Raw genomic sequence first — 22,030 nt, 5'->3', positions numbered from 1 at the left:
CAGCATGAGTGCGCAGGAGTACAACAATGCCCAACAAAGCAGCCCCCAAGGCATCCGAGAAGAAGGCATCCGAAGATGCCGGAACCGTGAAAGCGACCAAGGTTGCCAAGCCCGCGAAGGGCAACAAGCCCAACGCGCTCCAGCAGCCCCTCCAGCCGTCCGAGGATCTGGCGGCGGTGGTGGGCAGCGAGAAGCTCGCCCGCGGCGAAGTGGTCAGCAAGGTCTGGGCCTACATCAAGGAAAACAAGTTGCAGAATCCGAAGGACGGCCGAGAGATCCTTGCGGACGACAAGTTGAAGAAGGTGTTCGGCAAGGACAAGGTGACGATGTTCGAGATGAACAAGCACCTGGCTCAGCACCTCAAGTAGGAGAAGGGTCGGCCCCGCCGCTTGCGGCCTGGCATGTGGCGGGGATGCATCGGGGGGCGGGGAGGTGGCGACCATCGTTGCTCGTCCCCCCGGCGCATTGATCGTGCCTGTTCAAACAGACGCCCACCTGCCTCGATAAATATTCGGGCTCTGGGCCCCCGCTATCCTGGGTCAGCGGCACGCCGCACCAAAGTCGGCTTCTTCACTTTCATGGTGGAAGCGGAGGATGAACCCTCCCCTTCCATGGTCACGCCGCGCGACCAGCCCCTGGTAAGGGCCGCCATCATTCAGGAGTTCGGCGCAGCGTAGCCTCTTCCTGCGGAACCGACGGCGACCGCAGGACCTCGTCAATCACGGACCACAACTCTGTCCAGCGGGCGTGGCCGGTGTTGTGACAACGGTGATGGAACAAGCCGTCTCGGCGCGGAACAGGATAGGGGCAGGGCGTTCCAATTAAGGTTGATAGAAGTCTGTTCAACACGGCAACCACCAGTCAGATAACGGGCGATCTGCCAGCAAATCGGAAGGACCACTCACAGCCGCGCAACGCTGCCGCGCCGTGCTGAACTGCGTCAGACCCGACTGCACCCGAACAGGCGCAGGCCGTGTGGCACAGGCGTTTTGACCACCTGTGAGATCAGTCGGCTGCCGATCGGCCATTGAAGCACCTCACCCGGTCAGGCTCTTAAGCAGCGAGCAAAACCATGCCCACGGTGTTGACCGTCTGCCCCTCGATGAAGAGGGCGCTGCAGCCCACATAGGCGAGATGAATCACATGGCATTCCCGTCAGGCGCATTTCCACCAACATGGCCAAGATCCCTGCCCTCCCCTGCTCCGAAGGCCTTGTTGCTGGTTGGGTAAGCAGGTGAGCCAGGCCGTCGCGCAGGCCGCGCCCACCGAAGCGCTGGCTGGCCTGGTGGAGCGGGTCACCTACCACAACGGCGAGAACGGCTTCTGCGTGCTGCGGGTCAAGGCGCGCGGGCACAAGGACCTGGTCACGGTGGTGGGGCACGCCGCTACCATCGCCGCAGGCGAATGGGTCCAGCTTTCCGGCACCTGGTTCAACGACCGCGCCCACGGCCTGCAGTTCCGCGCCGGCTTCCTCAAGGCGAGCCCGCCCACCACGCTCGAGGGCATCGAGCGCTACCTCGGCTCCGGCATGATCCGCGGCATCGGCCCGGTCTACGCCAAGAAGCTGGTGCGCGCCTTTGGCGAGCAGGTCTTCGACCTGATCGAGGCCGAGCCCGGGCGGCTGCGCGAGGTCACGGGCATCGGCCCCAAGCGGGCGTCCCGTATCGTCGCGGGCTGGGCCGAGCAGAAGGTGATCCGCGAGATCATGCTCTTCCTGCACGCCCACGGGGTCGGCACCTCGCGGGCGGTGCGGATCTACAAGACCTACGGCGCCGATGCGGTGCAGGTGATCAGCGAGAACCCCTACCGGCTTGCCCGCGACATCCGCGGCATCGGCTTTCGCACCGCCGACCTCGTGGCGCAGAAACTCGGCATCGAGCCCACCGCCATGATCCGGGTGCGCGCCGGCATCTCCTTCGCGCTCGCCGAGGCCACCGGCGAGGGCCACTGCGGCCTGCCGCTCGCGGAACTCACCGCCCAAACGGCGGCCCTCATCGAGGTGCCTCCTCCCCTCATCGAGACCGCGCTCGAGCTGGAGCTCGAGGCCGGCGAGGTGGTGGCCGACACCCTGGAGGGCGAGCGCTGCGTCTTCCTGGCGGGCCTGTACCGCGCCGAGCAGGCCATTGCCGAGCGGCTGCGGGCGCTTGCTCAGGGGGCGCCACCCTGGCCCGCCATCGATGCCGGGCGCGCCATCCCCTGGGTGGAGGGCAGAACCGGCCTGTTGCTCGCCCCCAGCCAGCGCGAGGCCCTGGCGCTGGCCACCCGCTCCAAGCTGCTGGTGATCACCGGCGGCCCCGGCGTGGGCAAGACCACGCTGGTGAACTCGGTCCTGCGGGTGCTCCGGGCCAAGGGTGTGGAGGTGGCGCTCTGCGCCCCCACCGGCCGCGCCGCCAAGCGCCTGTCCGACAGCACGGGGCTGGAGGCCCGGACCATCCACCGCCTGCTGGAGACCGACCCCAAGACCGGTGGCTTCAAACGAGGCGAGGAGCGCTTGCTGGAGTGCCAGCTCCTGGTGGTGGACGAGACCTCCATGGTGGACGTGCCGCTCATGCGCGCCCTTCTCCGGGCGCTGCCGGACGAGGCCGCCCTGCTGCTGGTGGGCGACGTGGACCAGCTGCCCTCCGTCGGGCCTGGGCAGGTGCTGGCCGACATCATCGGCTCGGGCGCCCTCCCGGTGGTGCGGCTCACAGAGGTGTTCCGCCAGGCCGCCGAGAGCCAGGTCATCGTCAACGCGCATCGCATCAACCAGGGCCAGATGCCCGAGCTCCGCCAGGGCGAGGGGTCGGACTTCTTCTTCGTGGACGCTGCCGACCCCGAGGAGGGCGTGCGCAAGCTGCTGACCGTGGTGCGGGAGAGGATCCCCGCCCGCTTCGGGCTCGACCCCGTGCGCGACGTGCAGGTGCTCTGCCCGATGAACCGCGGCGGCCTCGGCGCGCGCTCGCTCAACATTGAGCTTCAGGCCGCGCTGAACCCGCCGGGCGAGCTGCGGGTGGAGCGCTTCGGCTGGACCTTCTGCCCGGGCGACAAGGTCATGCAGGTGGCCAACGACTACGACCGCGATGTCTACAACGGCGACCTCGGCGTGATCTCGGGCATCGACCTGGAGGAGGGCGAGCTCACCGTCCGCTTCGAGGGGCGCGAGGTCGCCTACGGCTTTGGGGAGCTCGACGAGCTGGTGCTGGCCTACGCCACCACCATCCACAAGGCCCAGGGCTCCGAGTACCCGGCCGTGGTGATCCCGCTCACCACCCAGCACTACGCCATGCTGGCCAGAAACCTGCTCTACACCGGCGTCACCCGCGGCAAGCGCCTCGTCGTGCTCGTGGGGCAACGGCGCGCGCTCGGCATCGCCGTCAAGAACAGGAACACCCGAAGGAGGTGGTCCAAGCTTCGCGAGTGGATGCAGGTAAGTCCGGGATGAATGCCGCAGAACGAAGCGCTGCGCGCCCGTGCGGTATCCTCGGGAAGGCCTGTTCACGCACCGTGAGGAAAACGTCATCCCGGGGGTGCTGGCTCAACAGGCGGAGAAACGCAGCGCGACGGATGGTGGAGCTTGAACGATGCTCACCGCCTGGCTGTTCGAGCTCGCCGCACGACCCCGCTCTCATCACGGCCACTCGCGCCCGTGCGCGATCATCGCGGCACACCGCCCGCGACGAACCCGTGGCCTCCCGATCTCTTCCGGCACCATCCTTGTCCAAGGCCTGCCGCGGTCCGAGTTGGCGTTCCGCATGACGCAGGCTATGGTTGTCCATGGTGAAGCGTTCGCCTGCAAGCCCACGCCCGCACAGCGGCGGTTTCCAGCTCGAACAAGGCGATCTTCGCCTCGTTGGCTGCGCCTTTCACGTCCACGGCATTCACGAGGCACAATCATGGCGAACCTTCCCCCGCTCCCGCCCGCGGGCCGCGCTCCTCAGGGCGGCAAGAATGCCAGTGGTGGCAAGCCGAACGCCAAGGACGCGCGCCCCGGCGGCAGCCACAACGACGGCGGCAAGCAAGGCGGCGTGAGCAAGGCCACTCAAAGCAGCCGCAAGACGGGTGATCGCTGAGGGCCGCGTCCTCTCCCGCTCCGCCGTCCACCATGGCCGTCTTGCCTGGCTGGATCGCCGAAGCAGTTCTCACATGCGCGGCGTTTCCCTGCATGAGCAAAGCGCCAGCCTCCGCGAAGGCCTGCGCCGCAGCCACCCCGAGGGCCCACGGGGTTCCAGGCATCCATCACCGGATCAGACTGCCCTTGAGGGATGAGATCGTCGCGAGGGCCAGGAAGATCGCATCCTCGCCTGTGTGAGGCGCCAGCAGGCCTGTCGCCGCCACGCTGACAAAACCACCAGCACCTGGCACCGCGTCCCTTCGGCACCGGCCCGGCACGGTCGCGGGCAAGGTGCGGCCCATCCGGCGCCACGCAACCATGTGGCACCGCGCCGCCGGCCGAGCTTCGGCTGCGATCCTTGATGCCGGCTGGCTGCCGAACAGGTCCACGCCCCCGCATCCAAGCCGGCGCATGCGGCATGGCCATGATCACTTCACGATGTGCTGACCGGCGTCGTAGCGCCTTCCACCGTCCGATGCCGCATGGTGTTGAGAACCTCCGACATCCCTCCTTCCTCGATAGGCATGCACAGCCCGTGTCCACGCCACGTGACAGCACCTTGGATCGCAGACGCTTCCTTGCGCTGCTGGGCCTCGCAGCCGCGGCTCCCCGCACCGCCGACGCGCTCGAGCTCACTGACGCAAGCCGGCTGATCACCGACAACCGCGCGGACGGAGTGAGGCTGCTCAACCAGCAAGGGGATTTCATTGGCGCGCGCGGTGCGTACTACGGCCCCCCCGTGCCATTCGCTCAGTTGCCGAAGCATCTGGTCGAGGCGCTGGTGGCCAGCGAGGACCGCCGCTTCTACGAGCACTGGGGGCTGGACCCGAGGGCCATGGCACGCGCGGTGTGGTCGACGATCACCGGTCGCACCCAGGGCGGCAGCACGCTGACGCAGCAGACCATCAAGGAAATCTACCTCAAGGAACACAGCCCGATCATCCGCAAGCTGCTGGAGGAGCCGGTGCTCGCCCCGATCCTTGAGCTCAACCTGAGCAAGGAGGACATTCTCTTCGTCTACCTGAACAGGGTCTTCTTCGGCGGCAGCGCGTATGGCATCGAGGCCGCGGCACGCGTGTACTTCAACAAGTATGCCCGCAACCTCGGCCTCCTCGAATCCGCCATGATGGTCGGGCTGCTGCCCGCACCCAACCGCTTCAATCCGCACAGGAACTTCGAGGTATCGCGTGACCGGGGCTTCCGGGTCATCGAGCAGATGGTGGACGCCGGCTACCTGACGCGGCGCGTGGCGGACCGTGCCAAGGCACAGGGCGTGACGGTGGCCGCGTCCAGGTCCGCCTGGGGCGGCGTTTATCCCCGCAGCACGCAGATCGGATGGTTCGCCCGCTGGGCGGAGAACGAGGCCAGCGCCAATTCCACGGTCACCGGCAGAAAGGGCACGAGAACCATCACGACGACGCTGGACCTGCGGATCCAGGCGGCGGCGGAACGGCACCTTGAACAAGGCCTGCGGCAGAACGCCCGGGCCAGGCAGATCGAGGAAGGCGCGGTCGTCGTCATGCGGTACGACGGAGCGGTCGTCGCGCTGGTCGGTGGGCGCGACTACAGGCTGAAGGAGTTCGACCACGCCACCCAGGCAAGGCGGCAGCCTGGCTCCATCGCCAAGCTGTTCGTCTACCTGGCGGCGCTTCAGGAAGGCAGCACCCCCGAGACAAAGGTGAGCGACGCCGCGCTCACGCTCGGAGGCCGGCCCGTCAGGAACTTCGACAACCGCTACCTCGGCGACATCACCCTCGCCGAAGCCCTGGAAAAGTCGTCCAACACGGCCGCGGTCCGCCTGGCGGTGCAGAACATCTCCGAAGTCCGGACGGCGATCGAGCGGCTGAACGTGGCGCGCGCGGTGGCGGGCGAGGCGGGTGACCTCGCGCTCGGCACTTACGAGGCCAGGCTGGTCGATCTCACGGCCGCCTTCGCCAGCGTCGCCAATCGCGGCAGGATGGTCGTGCCCTACGCCGTGCTCCGCGCCCAGGACTCGGAAGGAACCGAGACGCTGACCCGCACCCCGCCGGCACGGTCGGACATCCGGCAGGTGATGCCGCCCCAGCATGCCGAACTCATGCGGCAGATGCTCGCCGGCGTCGTGCAGCGGGGAACCGGAAGGGCCGCGGATCCCGGTGCCTGGGCAGCGGGCAAGACCGGGACGACCACCGCCAACCGGGACGCCTGGTTCATCGGCTTCACCGAGCAGTACGTCGCCGGCGTGTGGCTCGGAAACAGCGACAGCAGGCCGATGCTCGGCGTATCGGGCGGAGGGCTGCCGGCGCAGATCTGGCGCGCGGTCATGACCGACGCCGGCAACGCGCCTTAGGGAACCACCATGGGCCGCTTCCGCGAGGAATCGCCGCACGGAACCGGACCTTTCCCCCACAAGGGCGTTCCAGCATCCGAGTTCGGAGAGCGGAGCACCCACCCCTCATTGCGTCCTTGTGATTGTTTTAAATATATAACGTTGCTGCTTTTACTTGCATAATTTGCACAAACTTGTGATTCTGATCTCTGGAAGTTGTCGGCTTTGGGGGAGGTGGGCGGTGCTCCCGGAGGCTTTCGCGCAAGGAGTGCATCCGCATGACGACCCGCGTCCTCTTCCCTCCGGACGGCATTGCTGCTCCCGGCAACGCCGTTCGCGGCAGGCGGAGATGATGCGGAACCTCATGTCCGGCATGCGCCCTACGGGAGGGCGCGCCACGCCCATCCCGCCCCGGGCGCGCCCGGACCACGGCCGGAAGCTCCTCCCGGCGTCCCATGGCCACGGCCTGATGGTTCTGTTCACCGGCCTGGCGCTGGTGCCGCTCGGCCTGGCGCTCTCCGCCTCCTTCGCCACCGTCGCGCCACTCGGGGCGGTCGCCGGCCTCGCACTCGGCACCGGCCTCGTCTCCGCCACGCGCACCGGCCGCGGCCAGGCCCTGCCGACCTCGCCGGAACGCATGGCGCTCGAAGCCGCCGCCGTCTTTGTCCGCACGCCCGAGGGGGTCATCCGCTACTGGTCGCCTGGGGCGGAACGCCTGTTCGGCTACACGGCGGCGGAGGCGGTGGGCCGCGTCGCGCATGAATTGCTCCGCACGCGCTTCATGGATGGCGGCCGCCGCACCGCGATGGCCGAGCTGATGCGGGCCGGCCGCTGGCAGGGCGAGGTTCGCCACCGCCGCCGCAACGGGGAGCAGACAACCGTCGCCACGACCTGGGACCTGCGCGACGGCGGGCCCGAACCCCTGGTCGTGGAAGCGAGCACCGAGGCCCTGGGCCTGAAGGCCGCGGAGGAGGAACTGCGCGCCTCCGAAGGGCGGCTGCGCCTTGCGCAGGAGGTGGCCGAGATCGGCACCTTCGAGTGGCACCCGGGCACCGAGGAGCAGGACTGGTCGCCCGAGCAGCACGCCCTGTTCGGCACGAGCCTGGAGGCCGAGGCCCGCCCGACGGTGGAGCGCCTGGTCGCTCTGGTGGTGCCCGAGGATCAGGCGCCCCTCCGCGCCGCCCTCGCCCATGCCGACGAAACCGGCGAATACGAGGCCGAGTTCCGCATCCGGCGCCGCACCCGCGACGGAGGGGAGGAAACGCGCTGGCTCTACGGCCGCGGCCGGCGGATGCCGGGCCGGGCGGGCAGCCGCGGCTCCATCGTCGGCATGCATGTGGACACCACCGCGCGCAAGGACGCCGAGATGCGCCAGACCCTCCTCATCCGGGAGGTGGATCACCGCGCGAAGAACGCCCTGACCGTGGTCCAGGCCATCCTGCGCCTGACCCGCGCGCCCGATCAGGCCACCTATGTGCGGGCAGTGGAGGGCCGCGTGGCCGCGCTGGCCCGCGCGCAGACCCTGCTGACGCTGAGCGGCTGGTCCGGCGCCGACCTGCGGACGCTGCTGGAGGGGGAACTGGCGCCCTTCCTGACCAGCGGGGGCCTGGGGCCGACCGCGGTCATCTCGGGCTCCGCCGTGATGGTGCCGCCCGTTATCGCCCAGCCCCTGTCCATGGCGGTGCACGAGCTGGCGACCAACGCGGTGAAGCACGGCGCCCTGTCGGTGCCGGGGGGCATGGTGCGGATCGAATGGTCGGTCACCCATGACGCCGGGCGCCGCCTGACGCTGCGCTGGCAGGAGACGGGAGGCCCTGCCCTGCTCGCGCAGCCGGCGCGCTGCGGCTTCGGCTCGCGCGTGCTACAGACCACGGTTCAGAACCAGCTCGGCGGGCACCTGGCCCAGCACTGGCTGGAAGCGGGGCTGGACTGCCATATCGATCTCCCGCTGCCCGGCGCGGCGCAGCCCTAGACAGCGGCACAGGAGTCCGCGCCATGCCCCTGATCCTCATCCTCGACGACCGCGCCACCAACCGGGCGATCTTCACCCGCCTGGCCGGGCTGATCGCCGACGACGTGATCGTGGAAAGCTTCGCCAATCCGATCGACGCGCTCGAGTGGCTCGAAAGCAACGCGGTGGACCTCGTCATCACCGATTACTCGATGCCGGAAATGGACGGCGCGGAGTTCACGCGGCGCTTCCGCGGGCTGCGCACCCGCGTGGCCGCGCCCGTGCTGGTGGTCACCGCCTATGACGACCGCGGCTTCCGGCAGGCGGCCATGGAGGCGGGCGCCACCGACTTCCTCCAGAGCCCCGTGGACCACTTCGAGTTCGTCGCGCGGGCGCGCAACCTGCTGGCGCTGCCGCCGGCGGCCGTGGCGCCCCGGCCGGTGGCGTCCCCGGGAATCGACGACCTGCCCGCCCTCGTCGCCGCGACCGACCGCGACGGGCGCTGCCTGTTCGTGAACGCCCGGATGGCCGGGCATCTCGGCCGGCCCGCCGCGGAGCTGGTGGGGCAGGACATGGCCCGGCTCCTGAGCGCCGAGCGCGCCGCCCTCAGCCGCGCCAAGGACCGCGCCGTGATCGAGACCGGCCAGCGCGTCGCCGCCTTCTGGGAGGTCGCGGAGGACCGCTCCTTCCTGCTGACCACGAAGGCTCCCCTGCGCGGGACCGACGGCACGGTGGTCGGCGTGCTCAGCACCTCGCTCGAACTGGACCCGGCCTCGGAGCTGCCCGGCCTTCGCGGAGCAGGGGACTAGCCCGATGCGCGGCCTGCGGGAGGGCCTGGCCCGCCTGCGTGGACGGCCGGACTCCGAGCACGAGATGAGCCTGAACCGGCTCGGCTTCGCGGCCCTGCTGCTCGGGTGCCAGGCCCTGTTCCCCGGCCCCGACCCGGATGCCGCGCTGCTCGCGCTGGCCGGCTGGTGCGCCGCCGCGGCGGCGGTCTTCGCCCATATCCTCGCCTTTCCCGGCACATCCACGCCGCGGCGGGTCGTGGCGCTGCTGCTCGATATCGGCTGCCTGTCCTGGTACCTCCAGATCGGCGGGGAGGAGCATTCGAGCTTCGTTCCCATCTATCTCTGGATCATCTTCGGCAACGGCTTCCGCTTCGGCCTGCCCTGGCTGCGGGTGGCGACCGTGGCGGCGGTCACAGGCTTCGCCGCGGTCGTCGCCGCAACGCCCTTCTGGTCCAGCCAGCCGCATCTCTCGGCCGGTCTGCTCTGCGGCTTCGTGGTTCTGCCGCTCTATGCGGGCGTGCTGATCCGCAAGCTGTCGGATGCGCGCCGCGCGGCGGAGGAGGCGAACCAGGCCAAGAGCCTGTTCCTTGCCTCGGTCAGCCACGAGCTGCGCACGCCGCTGAACGCGATCGTCGGAATGGGCGCCCTCCTGCGCGACAGCCGCCTCGATGCGGACCAGCGCGACATGGCACGCACCATCCTCGGTGCGGCGCGCGCGCAGCTCGACCTCGTGGACGACCTGCTCGACCTGTCGCGCATCGAGACCGGACGCATCAAGGTCGAGCTGGAGCCGTTCAGCCTGCCTGACCTCCTGCTCGACCTTCGCAGCTTCCTTGCCCCGCAGGCACAGGAGCGCGGCCTTGCCTTCGGCCTTCACCTGGCCACCGGCTCGCCCGCGAGGCTTCGCGCGGACCGCCGGCACCTGCGCGAGATCCTGCTGAACCTGGCCGGCAACGCGCTCAAGTTCACGGAGGCGGGCGGCATCTCCATCGCCGTGCGGGGCGCGCCCTCGAGCCGCGGCCTGGTGCAGCTGTTCTTCGAGGTCTCCGACACCGGCATCGGGATCGCCCAGGAGGCGCAGGGCCGCATCTTCGAGAGCTTTGCCCAGGCCGACGCGGACATCGTTCACCGCTTCGGCGGCACGGGGCTCGGCCTGGCGATCTGCCGCCGGCTGGTCACGCTGCTCGGCGGCGAGATGGGCGTCGAGAGCATGCCCGGCCAGGGCGCGACCTTCCGCTTCATGATCGAGGCCGAGCCGCTCGAGGAGGCCGCCACCTTCGCCGCGCCGGCCGGCGAGGTGGCGCTGCTCGCCTCGGACGACGTCGCGGGACGCCTCAACCCCATCCTGGCGCAGGCCGGCATTGCCGCACGGCGCGTGGCGGAGGCCACCGAGGCCGGTGCCCGCCCCCTGATCGCCGAGGCCGGGCTCCTCCCGCCAGGGCCCGTCGCGGCAGGGGCGGGCCTGGATGGGACCAGCCTGGCTTTCCCCGCCTGGGCGGGCCGGCCGGTCGTGCTGGTCGGCATGCCCGATCGCGACCGCCTGCCTCGAGGGGCCGCCCGCTGGGCCGGCGGGGTCGTCCCGCCGGACTGCACGCCGCAGGACCTCACCCTGGCGCTTCGCATGGCGGGCGCCGCCCCAGAACCCGCGATCGCCAGGGAACAGCCCGTTCCGCCACCCGACGCGCGGCTGCGCCTCCTGGTCGCCGACGACAACCAGGTGAACCGCAAGGTGGTGGCCCGCATCCTGCAGCGCGCGGGCCACGAGGCCGTGCTGGTGAATGACGGGGAAGCCGCGCTGGAGGCGCTGGCGGCCGAAGGGGCGGGCTACGACCTCGCCCTGATGGACGTCAACATGCCCGTGCTGGACGGCATCGAGGCCACGAAGCTGCACCGCTTCACCGAGGTCGGGGCCGGCCCGCGGCTGCTCATCCTGGGCCTCACGGCGGATGCGACGCCGGAGACGCGCGCGCGCTGCCTGGCCGCCGGGATGGACGGGCTCATCACCAAGCCGGTCGAGCCCGAGGCGCTCCTGGAGGCGATCAACGGCGCCCTGCCCGCCGCGCCCCACGCGCGCGGGTGGGCCCAGCAGGCCGCGCCACCTCCCCTCCCCGTGCTCGACCCCCAGGTGGTGCAGCGGCTCGGCGGCCTGGGCGGCAAGGTCTTCGTGGCGGAGGTGACCGGCGACTTCCTGGCCGAAGGCGCGGAGCTGCTGGACGGGCTGTCGAGCGCGGCCGCCTCCCGCGACGACACGGCGTTCCGACGGCAGGCGCACGCGCTGTCCAGCATCTCCGCCAATATCGGCGCGGCCCGCCTGCACCGGCTGTGCCGTGACGCGCAGAAGCTCCCGGGGACGGAGCTGCGCAGCCGCGGCCAGGACGACGCCGGCGCGATCGCGGCGGAGTTCGAGCGCGTGCGCGCGGCGCTGGCACAATTCCGCGCCGGGTAGCCGGGCTTCAGCCGGAAGCGAGGCCCGCCATGCGGCGGTCCTGCGCGCCCGCGAGGCGGAGCATCTTCCGCAGGTCGCCCTCGCCAAGGTTCAGCGCCGCCTCGGCCCAGCCATCCACCACGTGGCGCAGCTCGTGAAGGGTCACGGGCTCCACGCGCCGGCGGGTTTCGAAAAGGGCGCGATGGGCGTTGAACCGGCGTCCCGTCCGCTCCGTGTAGTCCCGCACCGCCTGCTCGCCCTGCCCATCTTCGGCCAACACATCGACCAGGCCCATCTCGTGCAGCTCGGCGGCGCCGTAGATCGTTCCCGAAAGGATCATGCGCTCGGCCGCCACTCGACCGATGCGGCGCGAAAGGAAGGAATAGGCGCCCATGCCGGGAAACAGGTTGAACAGCACCTCCGGCAGGCCGAACTTCGCGCTGCGCTCCGCGACGATCACGTCATGCGCCAGCGCGCACTCGAATCCGCCCCCGAGGGCGTCGCCCTGGATCAGGGCGATGGTGGTCACGGGCAGGCCGAAGGCCGTGTGATTGCGGTGGATCGCCTCGACGGCGACATGGCCGTAATGGCGCAGCCCCTCGAGGTCGCCCGCGCGGATCAGCCGCGCGAAAAGGGCGAGGTCGCCGCCGAGATTGTAGATGCCGGGCACGGAGGAGCCGAGCACCACGTGCCGCACGGAGCCTGGCGCGGCCTCCATCATGCGGGTCAGGTCGCGGTGCATCTGGCCGATGTCGCTCAGCAGGCCATCCGTGAAGCTGGGCCGGCCCAGCGGTGCCATGCGGGCCCACCAGATCGCGGCGGATGCGTCGAACTCGCCTTGCAGGTTGGCGTAGCGAACCGAAGAAGGGAGGATAACCTGCGGGCTGACGCCTGCGCTGCCCCAGGCGAGTTGGCCCTTGGCCGGGGCAACATGTCCGATGTAGGCCATTAGCACCTCCTGCTGATCGCGTGAACGAAACGAGCAGACATCGCTCGTAACCCAAGCGCAATCTCCAAGATGTGATCAGTATTCTATCATTTTTTAATTTTCAACCGGTCCGTGCATTATCTCACATAAACTCGCGCAATCGGCATTCCATCAAAGGCCTTTTTTTACGCAAAACAATGGGTTGATCCGATATGGCAAAATCGGGACGTGCGGGAATGCCGGGGCACAGTCCATCCGACCCTCACCTCACGGCAAGCCGCCTCAGGGGAGCGACGTGATCCCGGGAGACAGCACGGCATCCAGCAGAGCGCGCGTATAAGCCTCGCGCGGCTGCTCCAGGACCTGTTCCACGGGCCCCTCCTCCACGACCTTGCCCTCGCGCAGCACCATGACCTGCCGGCAAAGGAGCCGAACCACCGCCAGATTGTGGGAAACGAACAGGTAAGTGAGCTGATGGCGGCGTTGCAGCGTTTGCAGCAGATCGACGATCTGCGCCTGCACCGAAACGTCGAGGGCCGAGGTCGGTTCGTCCAGCAGCAGGGCGCGGGGCCTGGGCGCCAGGGCCCTGGCGATGCAGACGCGCTGCTTCTGCCCGCCCGAAAGCTCGTGGGGGTAGCGCCACAGGAACTCCGCCCCAAGGCCCACATCCGCCAGCAGCCCGAGCACGTCGTCGCGCAGCGCCCGGCGGTTCCGGCCGCCCAGGATCCGCAGCGGCTCCGCCACCGAATCATGCACCGTGCTGCGCGGGTCCAGGGCCGAGTGCGGGTTCTGGAACACCACCTGCACGGCCTGCCGCAAGGGCCGCAGGTCGGGCTCCCGCATCCCGGTGATGTCCGCGCCGTCCAGCAGCACGCGTCCCGCCGAGACAGGCTGAAGCTTCAACAGAACACGAAGCAGCGTGGACTTGCCCGAGCCGGACTCACCCACCAGCCCCAGCGTGGCGCCGGGCGCGAGGGCGATCGAGACATCCTCCACCGCCAGCTTCGTGCCGAAGCGGACGGAAACGCGCTCCGTGCTGAGCAGCGGCGCCGTCATGCCGGAACCGCGCTGGGCACCGCCGCCCCCAGCGCCGTCCCCGTCGCCACCGCGTGGCAGGCGACGCGGTGCGAGGCCTCATCCCCGGCGGGGGCGAGCACCGGCTTCACCTTCGCGCAAACCGGCATGGCGAGCGGGCAGCGTGGGTGGAACCGGCAGCCCGGCGGCGGCTGCCGCAGGTTGGGGATGCTGCCGGGAATGCTCGCCGGCAGGTGGTCCGGCCGCTTCAGGTCGGGGATCGCGGCCAGCAGGCCGCGCGTGTAGGGGTGCAGCGGGCGGCCGAACAGCGCCTCCGCCGGCGCGTCCTCCACGATGTTGCCCGCATACATCACGACGATGCGGCGGCAGATGGCACCGATCACGCCGAGGTCGTGGCTGATCAGGATCAGCGTCAGGCCCATGCGGCGAACCAGATCGGCGATCAGGGCGAGCACCTGGCGCTGGATGGTGACGTCCAACGCCGTGGTGGGCTCGTCGGCGATCAGCAGGCGCGGGTTGCCGGCCAGCGCCTCGGCGATCAGCACGCGCTGGCGCATGCCGCCGGACAGCTCGTGCGGATAGCGGCCGAGCAGCGCGCCGGCCTCCGGCAGGCGCACGGATTCGAGCAGCGCGACGCTGCGCGCCCGGATGGCGGCGCGCGACAGGCGCCGGTCGTGGGCCCGCAGCACCTCGGCCATCTGCTGGCCGATCGTGAACACGGGGTTGAGGTAGGTGACGGGATCCTGGAACACCATGCCGATGTCCGAGCCCCGCATCCTCCGCAGCGCCGCCTTGTCCATGGCCAGGATATCGGCGCCGTCGTAGCGGATCGCACCGCCCGTCACGCGCGCGGGCGGCGCCGGATTCAGGCGCAGGATGCTGCGGGCCAGCACCGACTTGCCGCAGCCGGTCTCGCCCACGACGCCCACCGCCTCCCCGGCCTCCACGGAAAGGCTGATGCCGTCCAGAACATGGGCGCGCCCCTCGAAGCCGTCGAAGGCGAGGCGGTAGTCCTCGATCTCGAGCAGGCTCATCCCCTCGCGCTCCGCGGGTCGAGCGTGTCGCGCAGCCCGTCGCCGAAGAGGTTGAAGCCGAGAACGGTGAGAAAGATGAACAGCCCCGGAAAGGCCGGGTACCACCACCAGTCCGGCATGAAGGTCCGGCCCACGGAGATCATCGCCCCCCATTCCGGCGCCGGGGGCTTGGCCCCGAGCCCGACGAAGCCGAGCGAGGCGGCGGCCAGGATCGCCATGCCCATGTCCATGCTCGCCTTGACCACCAGCGGGCTGACGCAGTTGGGCAGGATGTGGTGCCAGAGGATCCAGCGGTGGGAAGCGCCCATGGTGCGCGCCGCCTCCACATAGGCCTCCGAACGGAGGGTCAGCGCCTTGGCCTCGATCAGCCGGACATAGCCGGGCCACCACACCACCGCGAGCGCCAGCACCCCATGCAGGATGCCCGGCCCCAGCGACGCCACGATGGCCAGGGCCAGCACCAGGCCGGGCACGGCGAGGAACACGTCCGTCACCCGCATGATGACCGAGCGCACCCTCCCGCCGAAATACCCTGCCATGATCCCGAGCGGCACGCCGACCAGCGCGGCCAGCCCCGTGATGGTCAGCCCGATCCAGAAGCTGGTGCGCGTGCCCGTGATGACGCGCGTGAGGATGTCGTTCCCCATCTCGTCCGTGCCGAAGAGATGGCTGGCGGAGGGCGGCTGCAGACGGTTGGCCAGGTGCACCGCGCCGCGCGCGTCCTCGGGATAGGGCACGATCCAGGGGCCGATCGCCGCCAGCAGCAGAAAGGCGGCCACGAGCGCGAGCCCCAGCAGCGCGGAGGGGCTGCGCGCGAAGGTCCAGGCAAAGAAGCGCCCCTGGCGCAGCACGCCCGCGTATTCCGCGCGGAACCGTGCGAGGCGGGGGCCCGGCGCGGCCGTGGCGCTCATGCGCCGCGCGTCCGCGGGTCGAGCCAGCCATAGGCGAGGTCGACAAGGAGGTTGGCGAGCATGAAGAGCAACCCGATGCAAAGGGTGACGCCCATGACCGGCTTGAAGTCCGAGGCGATGGCGGAGCTGACGGCATAAAGGCCCAGGCCCGGCCAGTCGAACACGGTCTCCACCAGCACGGTGCTGCCGAGCATCCAGCCGAAGCGCAGGCCGATCATGGCCATCGTGGGCAGCATGGCGTTCTTCAGCGCCAGCAACCCGACCACGCGCCCCGGCGCCACCCCATGGGCGCGGGCCGCGGTGACATGGTCGGAACCCAGCACCTCGATCATCTCCGCCCGGTTCACGCGCAGCACCGAGGCGAGGCAGGGCAGCGACAGCACGAAGGCCGGCATCACCGCATGGGCCGCGGCGTCCGAAACCGTGGCCCATTCCCCGACCAGCAGCGCGTCCAGCAGCACCATGCCCGTGACCACGGGCGGCGGATCCGCCGCGATGGAAAGCTGCCCGCCCGTGGGCAGCCACCCCATCCACACCGCCAGCACCAGTTGCAGCAGCAGCGCGATCCAGAAGGCCGGCAGAGCCACGCCCGAGACGGCCAGCACGCGGATCAGGTGGTCGAAAGCCGAATGCCGCCGCACCGCGGAGAGCACGCCGAGCGGGATGCCCACGACGCAGGCGAAGCCCATCGCCAGCAGAACGAGCTCCAGGGTCGCCGGAAGATAGCGCGCCAGGTCGTCCGTCACCTCGTTGCCACTCTGGATGGAACGGCCGAGGCGGAAATGCAGGAGGTCGCCGACATAGCGGACGAACTGCTCCGGCAAGGGGCGGTCCAGCCCGTACTCCTGACGCAGCGTGGCCACCATGTCCGGCGTCGCGTCCGGCCCCGCCGCGAGGGCGGCGGGATCGGCCGGGGTGACGTTGGAGATGACGAAGGTGATCAGCACCAGCCCGCCCAGCATCAGCGCGACATAGGCGATGCGCCGGGCGAGGAGGCGCAGCATGGTCAGGCCCGGGCGGCGAAGAGCGGGAAAAGGTCCACCTCGCCTGTCAGGTTCAGGGGCTGGTGGGCGAAGCCCTTCACATAGGGGCGGAGCGCCCAGCGCTGGTTGGCCGTCATGCCGAAGATCACTGGCTGCAGGTCCACGATCCGCCGCTGGATCGCGGCATAGGTGGCCATGCGCTTCGCCTGGTCCAGCTCCACCGCCGCCTCGGCCACCATGCGGTCGATCTCGGCGTCGCGCAGGTGGTGGATGCCCCAGAACTGCCCGGCCGCGGAGGATGCGTACTGGGAGGCCACGGTGTCGGGGGAGGTGGTGACGGGGGTGACATAGACCGCCGTCATCGCCGCCGCCGTCTCGGGAGAGGCGCCACGGCCGATCAGGGTGGGCCAGGGCTGCGCGACGAGGTTGACCTTGATGTTCAGCGGCCGCAGCGCGGCGAGCAGCACCAGCCCGATCTGGCGCTGCACCTCGTGGCCGGCGATGTGCAGGAACTCCAGCTCGATCCCGCCCTCCGGCGTCGGGGTCTTCGCCAGATACTGCCGCGCCAGCTCCAGGTTCTGACGGGGCATGTCGCAGGCGATGCGGCCCGCGGTGACCGGCGGGAAGGGCCCGTCCATCAGCTGCGCGTCGCCCTTGTGGATGGTGATCAGCGCCTCGTAGTCGAAGGCATGGGCCAGGGCCTTGCGGAAGTTCACGTCCGCCGTCGGCCCCTTCTGGGTGTTGAGCATGATGCTGAAGGGCGCGGCGCCGGGGTCGTTGGTCACGACCATGCCCGGCATCTTCTCCAGCTGCTCCAGGTCGTCCGGCGTCAGCCCGGCGGCCACGTCCACCTCGCCGCGCTGGAGGGCGGCCTTGCGCGGGGCGGATTCGCGCATCACGCGGTAGATGACGCCGGCCGGGCGGTCCGCCTCGGCCATCGGCCAGCCCTTCCAGTAGTCGGGCACCGCCTCCAGCGACATCACGGTCTGCCCGTCCCAGCGCTTGATCCGGAAGGGCCCCGAGCCGGCCTCGGCGTTGGTGAGCCATTTCTGGCCCTCGTCCTCGCCCTCCGCATTGGCCACCACCTGCCTGGGGTTCACCACGAACCAGAGTGGCAGAAAGGACAGGAAGTCGGGATAGGGCTGCTCCAGCGTGAAGCGCACGGTGCGCGCATCCACCGCCGCGACGCTGCCGGGGCGCAGGTGCTTGGACAGCATCCAGGAAATGCCCTTGTTCAGCTTGAGCCCGCGCTCGAAGGAATAGCGCACGGCCTCGGCATCCAGCGGGTCGCCGTTGTGGAACTTCGCGTTGCCGACGAGGTGGAAGGTCCAGCCCCTGCCGTCCTCGCTGGTTTCCCAGCGCTCGGCCAGCCAGGGAATCACCTTGGCCGGGCTGCCCTCGTAGCGCACCAGCGCGTCATAGAGGCAGCGCTGCATCATCCGCGTGGACCAGTCGTAGCGCTGGTGCGGGTCCAGGATCGGCACCGGCTGGTTGCCGGAGAACACGAGGATGCGGCGGTTCCCCTCGCGCTCGAACCCGAAGGCGGGATCGAGGGAGGATGCGGCCACCAGGCCGCTCGCGCCCAGCAGGAAGTTCCGGCGATGCATGCGTCGTTCTCCTGTTCCGCGGTGCCGCTACTCGGCCGCCTGTGTCGCCTGCAGGGTGCCGGCACTCACATAGCCGTCCTGCACGTCCTGTTCCACGAGCCGGGCGGGACGCCCGGACGGGTCGCCAAAGCCCGAGCCGCCGCAAAGGCGGATCTCGATCATCTCGCTCGTGTCCGCCAGCGTCACCAGCTCGCCGGTGCCGCAGTCGCGGATCAGGTTGCCCCGGCGGTCCAGCACGGCACCCCGCGCGGCACCGCCCTGGAGCCCGCCGAACAGGCCGGGGGAGTCCACCCCCACCCCCTCGGCCGCGACGCTGGCCTGGGTGGGCAGCCCGTCGTCATAGAGCTTGCGCATCCGGGTGCGCGTGCCCAGCCCCCCGCGGTGCCGGCCCGGCCCGCCGGAATCCTCCACCAGCGACTTCTCCACCACCAGCACGGGGGAACGCGTCTCGAACAGCTCGACGGAGGTGTTGGCCGCGGAGGTGGGCCAGAGCAGCGCGGACTTGCCGTCCCCCCGCTCCCCCGCGCCCTGGCCGCCCCCCATGAAGAAATGGTCGGCATAAAGCCGTCCCTCCTTGTCCAGCCCGTGCACCTTCACCGAGACGGGCAGGCCGGTATGCGCCTGCACCCGGTCCGGCGCGGCCCCGGACAGGGCGCGGAAGATGTTGGGGGCCAGGTACCAGCCGGTGCGGGTGCGCAGCGCGACGGCCGCCGGGCGCTGGCAGTTCAGCACCGACCCCTCCGGCGCCTTCACCGTGATCGGCAGGTAGCACCCGGCATTGCTGCGGACCTGCGGGCTGAGGATGCATTTCAGCGGATAGGAGCCGTGGGCGATGGTGTAGCTGAGCGTGCAGTTCAGCCCGCCCACCGGAAGCTGCGGCGGGGCGCCGGCGAAGTCGAGCTCGATCTCGTCGCCCTTCACCGTCAGCGCCAGCGGGTAGTGCAGCGTGCGGCCCAGCATGTTGTTGCTGACGCTGGAGCGGTAGATGCCGTCCGGCAGCGCCCGGATGGCGTCGCGCATGGCGCGCTCGGCGCGGCCCTGCACCACGGCGGCCAGGGCGCGCAGGTCGTGCATGCCGTAGTCCCGCATGAAGGACAGCAGCCGGTCGGCGCCCTGCGCATTGGCCGCCACGAAGGCGTGCAGGTCGCCCAGCACCTCCTCGGGCTTGCGCACGTTCTCGCCGATCAGGTCGAACAGCGTGTCGTTGGCCTCCCCCGCGCGGTAGAGCTTGCTGGGCGGGATCTGCAGCCCCTCGTCGAAGATCTCCTCCGCCCGCAGCCCGTTCTTGATGCCGCCGATGTCGCCGACATGCCCGACCGTGCCGAGCAGCCCCACGAGCCGCCCCTCATGGAAGACGGGGGTCACGACGGCGATGTCATAGAGGTGCCCGGCGCAGAGCCAGGGATCGTTGGTGATCAGCACGTCGCCCGGGCGCAGCGTTTCGGCCGGGAACTTCGCCAGCATCGCCTTCACCGCGCGCGGCAGGGTCAGGTTGAACACCGGCATGGCGCGCGGCGAATGGGCCAGCGATTCGCCCGTCGCGTCCAGCAGGTCGCAGGCGAAGTCCTGCGCCTCCGAGACGATGAGGCTGAAGGCGGTGCGGCAGATCGTGTGCCACATCTCCTCGACCACCGTGACCAGCCGGCTCCACATGATCTCGAGCGAAACCGGATCGGCCTCGATCAGCGCGCGGGCCTCCGCCATCGGCGTCGCCGGGGTGATGCGCGCGGCGATCGGCGCGGGCACGCCCACCGCGATGCGCAGCATGCCCGCGGCGCCCACCGTCACGCTGTCCTTCGGGCCGAGGATGGTGGTCGCTTCCCGCTCCTCGATGATGGCCGGGCCCTGCACCCTCTCGCCCATCGCCAGGGCGTAGCGGTCATAGACGGGCGTGTCGTGGAAGGCCTCGCCGAACCAGGCCATGCGGCTGCCCTTGCGGGCGGTACCGCCGGCCGGCGTGCCCGACTGCTCCACCGCCAGCGCCGGCACGGGACCGGAGGCGCGGACGCGGAAGGAGATGATCTCGGCCGAGACCCCCTCATAGACCGAGGCGAAGCGGGCGGAATAAACCGTGCGGAAGGCCCTCAGCACCGCCGGGATCGCCGCCGCCGTGATCGGGCCGGCGGGAAGCGGCACGCTGATCTCGTGCAACTGCCCGGCGAGCCGCATGTCGGCGCTCCGCTCCACCGTCACCTCGGCGGCCGGAACCCCGGCCGCGGTCAGCATCGCCGCCGTCTCGCGGGACAGCTCGGCCAGCACCGCCTCCATGGCCGCGGGCGCGCCGGCATCGTCCATGGAAAGCGGGAAGGAGCGCACCTGCTCGAAGGACAGCGGCGCGGCGAGGAAGCCGAGGGCCGAGGCGGCGCCGGAGGCGGGCGGGATCAGCACCTCCTCCACGCCCAGGATGCGCGCGACCTCCACGGCATGGGCCGGGCCCGCGCCGCCGAAGCCCACCATGGCGTAGCGGCGGGGGTCCTTGCCCTTCTCGATGATGTGGATCCGGGCGGCCGCCGCCATGCTCTCGGTCACCGTGCGGTGGATGCCCCAGGCGGTCTGCACCGCCGAAAGCCCGAGCCTGGCGCCAACCCCCTCCAGCGCCGCCTCCGCCGCCGCCTTGTCGAGCGCCATGCGGCCGCCGAGAAAGAAGCCCGGGTCGTAGTAGCCGAGGGCGAGGTTGGCATCCGTGACCGTGGGCTCCGTGCCGCCGCGCCCGTAGCAGGCCGGGCCGGGATCGGCGCCCGCCGAATGCGGCCCGACCTTCAGCAGCCCCACCTCGTCGATCGCGGCGACCGAGCCCCCGCCGGCGCCGATCTCGATCATGTCGATCACCGGCGCCTTGATGGGCAGGCCGGAGCCCTTCTTGAAGCGGTGCAGCCGCGCCGCCTCCATCATGGGCGCGATCTCGCAGCGCCCGTTCTCGATCATGCAGGCCTTGGCCGTGGTGCCGCCCATGTCGAAGGAGATGATGTCGGTCTTGTCCACCAGGCCGCCGAAGAAGGCGGTGGCCAGGCCGCCGCCGGCCGGGCCGCTTTCCAGCAGGCGGATCGGGAAGGCGCGGGCCGTCTCAGGCGAGACGAGGCCGCCGTCGGACTGCATCAGGCGCAGCGCCCCGCGGAAGCCGCGCGTCCACAGCTCCCGCTCCAGCCGCTGCAGGTAGCGGTCCATCAGCGGCTGCACATAGGCGTTGGCGCAGGTGGTGACGAAGCGCTGGTATTCCCAAAGCTCCGCCACGACCTCGGAGGAAACGGAGATGGCGAGGCCCGGGAAATCCGCCCGGATCGCCGCCGCCGCCGCCTTCTCGTGCGCGGGGTTGCGATAGGCGTGCAGGAAGCAAACCGCGATCGCCTCGGCCCCCTCCGCCACCAGCCGCGCCGCGGCGCGGCGCAGGGCGGCGAGGTCGAGCGGCGTCACCACATGCCCGTCGCGGTCCATGCGCTCGGCGACCTCCAGGCGGCGGCGGCGGGGCACGAGCGGGTCCGGGTATTGCAGGAACAGGTCGTAGATGTCGTAGCGCTGCTCCGTGCCGATCTCGAGGATGTCGCGGAAGCCCTCGCTGGTGATCATCCCCAGCGTCGCGCCCTTGCGCTCGATCAGCGCGTTCGTCACCAGCGTGGTGCCGTGCACGATTTCGGCGATGTCGGACAGGGCGAGCCCGGCGCCCTCCACCAGCTCCCCCAGCCCGGCCAGCGCGCCCACCGAGGGGTCCTGCGGGGTGGTGAGGCACTTGTGCAGCCGGATCGTCGCGCTGCGGCGGTCGAGCAGGATGAAGTCGGTGAAGGTGCCACCGATGTCGAAGCCGATCCGGTAGCGTCCAGCATCAAGCGTCATGAGACCGCGAGCCCACCCTGTTCCGGGCGAACCCCGGGCGCGGAACGGCCGTGCCCGGGGTTGCCGCCCCGCGCGAAGGCTAGGCCGCGGCGATTGCGCGGCGCGATAAGGGCTTGCACGTATCCAACCCCGTCCCTCGGCC

General features: G+C 70.3%; 15 protein-coding genes. 7 read left to right on the top strand and 8 right to left on the bottom strand.

Features of this window, described 5'->3' with window-relative positions:
• Positions 1–26: 26 nt before the first annotated feature.
• The 3 genes from ACFFIC_RS09975 (at position 27) to ACFFIC_RS09965 (ending at position 4,049) form a co-directional block, all read left to right on the top strand.
• The gene (locus tag ACFFIC_RS09975) at positions 27–368 is read left to right on the top strand and encodes an SWIB/MDM2 domain-containing protein (protein ID WP_377050015.1); all 342 of its coding nucleotides are present in this window, start codon (positions 27–29) and stop codon (positions 366–368) included.
• Between the two features lie 866 nt (positions 369–1,234).
• Positions 1,235–3,421, top strand: a complete 2,187-nt coding sequence (recD2, locus tag ACFFIC_RS09970; protein WP_377050014.1) for an SF1B family DNA helicase RecD2 — start codon at positions 1,235–1,237, stop codon at positions 3,419–3,421.
• Between the two features lie 451 nt (positions 3,422–3,872).
• Positions 3,873–4,049, top strand: a complete 177-nt coding sequence (locus tag ACFFIC_RS09965) for a hypothetical protein (RefSeq protein ID WP_377050013.1) — start codon at positions 3,873–3,875, stop codon at positions 4,047–4,049.
• 166 nt (positions 4,050–4,215) lie between these two features.
• Here ACFFIC_RS09965 and ACFFIC_RS09960 read toward each other — a convergent pair whose 3' ends face one another.
• Positions 4,216–4,479 carry a hypothetical protein gene (locus ACFFIC_RS09960; RefSeq protein ID WP_377050012.1) on the bottom strand — a complete coding sequence of 88 codons (264 nt, stop codon included), beginning with the start codon at positions 4,477–4,479 and terminating at the stop codon, positions 4,216–4,218.
• A 29-nt stretch (positions 4,480–4,508) separates the two neighbouring features.
• Here ACFFIC_RS09960 and ACFFIC_RS09955 point away from each other — a divergent pair, with 29 nt between their 5' ends.
• The 4 genes from ACFFIC_RS09955 to ACFFIC_RS09940 all read left to right on the top strand — a co-directional run bounded on the left by ACFFIC_RS09955 (position 4,509) and on the right by ACFFIC_RS09940 (position 11,583).
• Positions 4,509–6,419, top strand: coding sequence for a transglycosylase domain-containing protein (locus ACFFIC_RS09955; protein WP_377050011.1), 1,911 nt, complete (start codon positions 4,509–4,511; stop codon positions 6,417–6,419).
• A 352-nt stretch (positions 6,420–6,771) separates the two neighbouring features.
• On the top strand, positions 6,772–8,370 hold the full coding sequence (locus ACFFIC_RS09950) for a sensor histidine kinase (RefSeq protein WP_377050010.1): 1,599 nt from the start codon (positions 6,772–6,774) through the stop codon (positions 8,368–8,370).
• 23 nt (positions 8,371–8,393) lie between these two features.
• Complete coding sequence (locus ACFFIC_RS09945) at positions 8,394–9,158, top strand: response regulator (RefSeq protein WP_377050009.1); 765 nt, start codon at positions 8,394–8,396, stop codon at positions 9,156–9,158.
• Between the two features lie 4 nt (positions 9,159–9,162).
• Entirely contained in the window at positions 9,163–11,583 is a 2,421-nt protein-coding gene (locus ACFFIC_RS09940; protein WP_377050008.1) for a sensor histidine kinase, read from the top strand.
• A gap of 7 nt (positions 11,584–11,590) precedes the next feature.
• Here the strand turns inward: ACFFIC_RS09940 and ACFFIC_RS09935 are convergent, their stop codons facing one another.
• From ACFFIC_RS09935 to ACFFIC_RS09905, 7 genes are all read right to left on the bottom strand, one after another.
• A complete protein-coding gene (locus ACFFIC_RS09935) occupies positions 11,591–12,511 on the bottom strand; it encodes a crotonase/enoyl-CoA hydratase family protein (RefSeq protein WP_377050007.1) in 921 nt (306 codons plus the stop codon).
• 261 nt (positions 12,512–12,772) lie between these two features.
• Positions 12,773–13,546: an ABC transporter ATP-binding protein gene (locus tag ACFFIC_RS09930; protein WP_377050006.1), complete on the bottom strand. Its 774-nt coding sequence runs from the start codon at positions 13,544–13,546 to the stop codon at positions 12,773–12,775.
• A complete protein-coding gene (locus tag ACFFIC_RS09925; protein WP_377050005.1) occupies positions 13,543–14,559 on the bottom strand; it encodes an ABC transporter ATP-binding protein in 1,017 nt (338 codons plus the stop codon). The genes ACFFIC_RS09930 and ACFFIC_RS09925 overlap by 4 nt, the downstream gene beginning before the upstream one ends.
• The gene (locus tag ACFFIC_RS09920; RefSeq protein ID WP_377050004.1) at positions 14,556–15,470 is read right to left on the bottom strand and encodes an ABC transporter permease; all 915 of its coding nucleotides are present in this window, start codon (positions 15,468–15,470) and stop codon (positions 14,556–14,558) included. Before ACFFIC_RS09920 ends, ACFFIC_RS09925 begins: the two co-directional genes overlap by 4 nt.
• The gene (locus tag ACFFIC_RS09915; protein ID WP_377050003.1) at positions 15,467–16,474 is read right to left on the bottom strand and encodes an ABC transporter permease; all 1,008 of its coding nucleotides are present in this window, start codon (positions 16,472–16,474) and stop codon (positions 15,467–15,469) included. Before ACFFIC_RS09915 ends, ACFFIC_RS09920 begins: the two co-directional genes overlap by 4 nt.
• Before the next feature lie 2 nt (positions 16,475–16,476).
• A complete protein-coding gene (locus ACFFIC_RS09910) occupies positions 16,477–18,060 on the bottom strand; it encodes an ABC transporter substrate-binding protein (protein WP_377050002.1) in 1,584 nt (527 codons plus the stop codon).
• Positions 18,061–18,087: 27 nt separating this feature from the next.
• Complete coding sequence (locus ACFFIC_RS09905) at positions 18,088–21,888, bottom strand: hydantoinase B/oxoprolinase family protein (RefSeq protein ID WP_377050001.1); 3,801 nt, start codon at positions 21,886–21,888, stop codon at positions 18,088–18,090.
• Between the last annotated feature and the right edge of the window lie 142 nt (positions 21,889–22,030).

Origin of the sequence: Muricoccus vinaceus (genome assembly GCF_042433125.1) — a bacterium.
Classification (GTDB): domain Bacteria; phylum Pseudomonadota; class Alphaproteobacteria; order Acetobacterales; family Acetobacteraceae; genus Roseomonas; species Roseomonas vinacea.
This window is presented reverse-complemented; position numbering and strand designations above follow the sequence as displayed.

What these genes read in the sequence shown, in the direction of transcription:
- ACFFIC_RS09955 (WP_377050011.1), top strand. Translation starts at nt 4,509, where the DNA reads ATGGCCATGATCACTTCACGATGTGCTGACCGGCGTCGTAGCGCCTTC.
- ACFFIC_RS09930 (WP_377050006.1), bottom strand. Translation starts at nt 13,546, where the DNA reads ATGACGGCGCCGCTGCTCAGCACGGAGCGCGTTTCCGTCCGCTTCGGC.
- ACFFIC_RS09935 (WP_377050007.1), bottom strand. Translation starts at nt 12,511, where the DNA reads ATGGCCTACATCGGACATGTTGCCCCGGCCAAGGGCCAACTCGCCTGG.
- ACFFIC_RS09965 (WP_377050013.1), top strand. Translation starts at nt 3,873, where the DNA reads ATGGCGAACCTTCCCCCGCTCCCGCCCGCGGGCCGCGCTCCTCAGGGC.
- ACFFIC_RS09925 (WP_377050005.1), bottom strand. Translation starts at nt 14,559, where the DNA reads ATGAGCCTGCTCGAGATCGAGGACTACCGCCTCGCCTTCGACGGCTTC.
- ACFFIC_RS09920 (WP_377050004.1), bottom strand. Translation starts at nt 15,470, where the DNA reads ATGAGCGCCACGGCCGCGCCGGGCCCCCGCCTCGCACGGTTCCGCGCG.
- ACFFIC_RS09950 (WP_377050010.1), top strand. Translation starts at nt 6,772, where the DNA reads ATGCGCCCTACGGGAGGGCGCGCCACGCCCATCCCGCCCCGGGCGCGC.
- ACFFIC_RS09975 (WP_377050015.1), top strand. Translation starts at nt 27, where the DNA reads ATGCCCAACAAAGCAGCCCCCAAGGCATCCGAGAAGAAGGCATCCGAA.
- ACFFIC_RS09940 (WP_377050008.1), top strand. Translation starts at nt 9,163, where the DNA reads ATGCGCGGCCTGCGGGAGGGCCTGGCCCGCCTGCGTGGACGGCCGGAC.
- ACFFIC_RS09915 (WP_377050003.1), bottom strand. Translation starts at nt 16,474, where the DNA reads ATGCTGCGCCTCCTCGCCCGGCGCATCGCCTATGTCGCGCTGATGCTG.
- ACFFIC_RS09905 (WP_377050001.1), bottom strand. Translation starts at nt 21,888, where the DNA reads ATGACGCTTGATGCTGGACGCTACCGGATCGGCTTCGACATCGGTGGC.
- ACFFIC_RS09910 (WP_377050002.1), bottom strand. Translation starts at nt 18,060, where the DNA reads ATGCATCGCCGGAACTTCCTGCTGGGCGCGAGCGGCCTGGTGGCCGCA.
- ACFFIC_RS09945 (WP_377050009.1), top strand. Translation starts at nt 8,394, where the DNA reads ATGCCCCTGATCCTCATCCTCGACGACCGCGCCACCAACCGGGCGATC.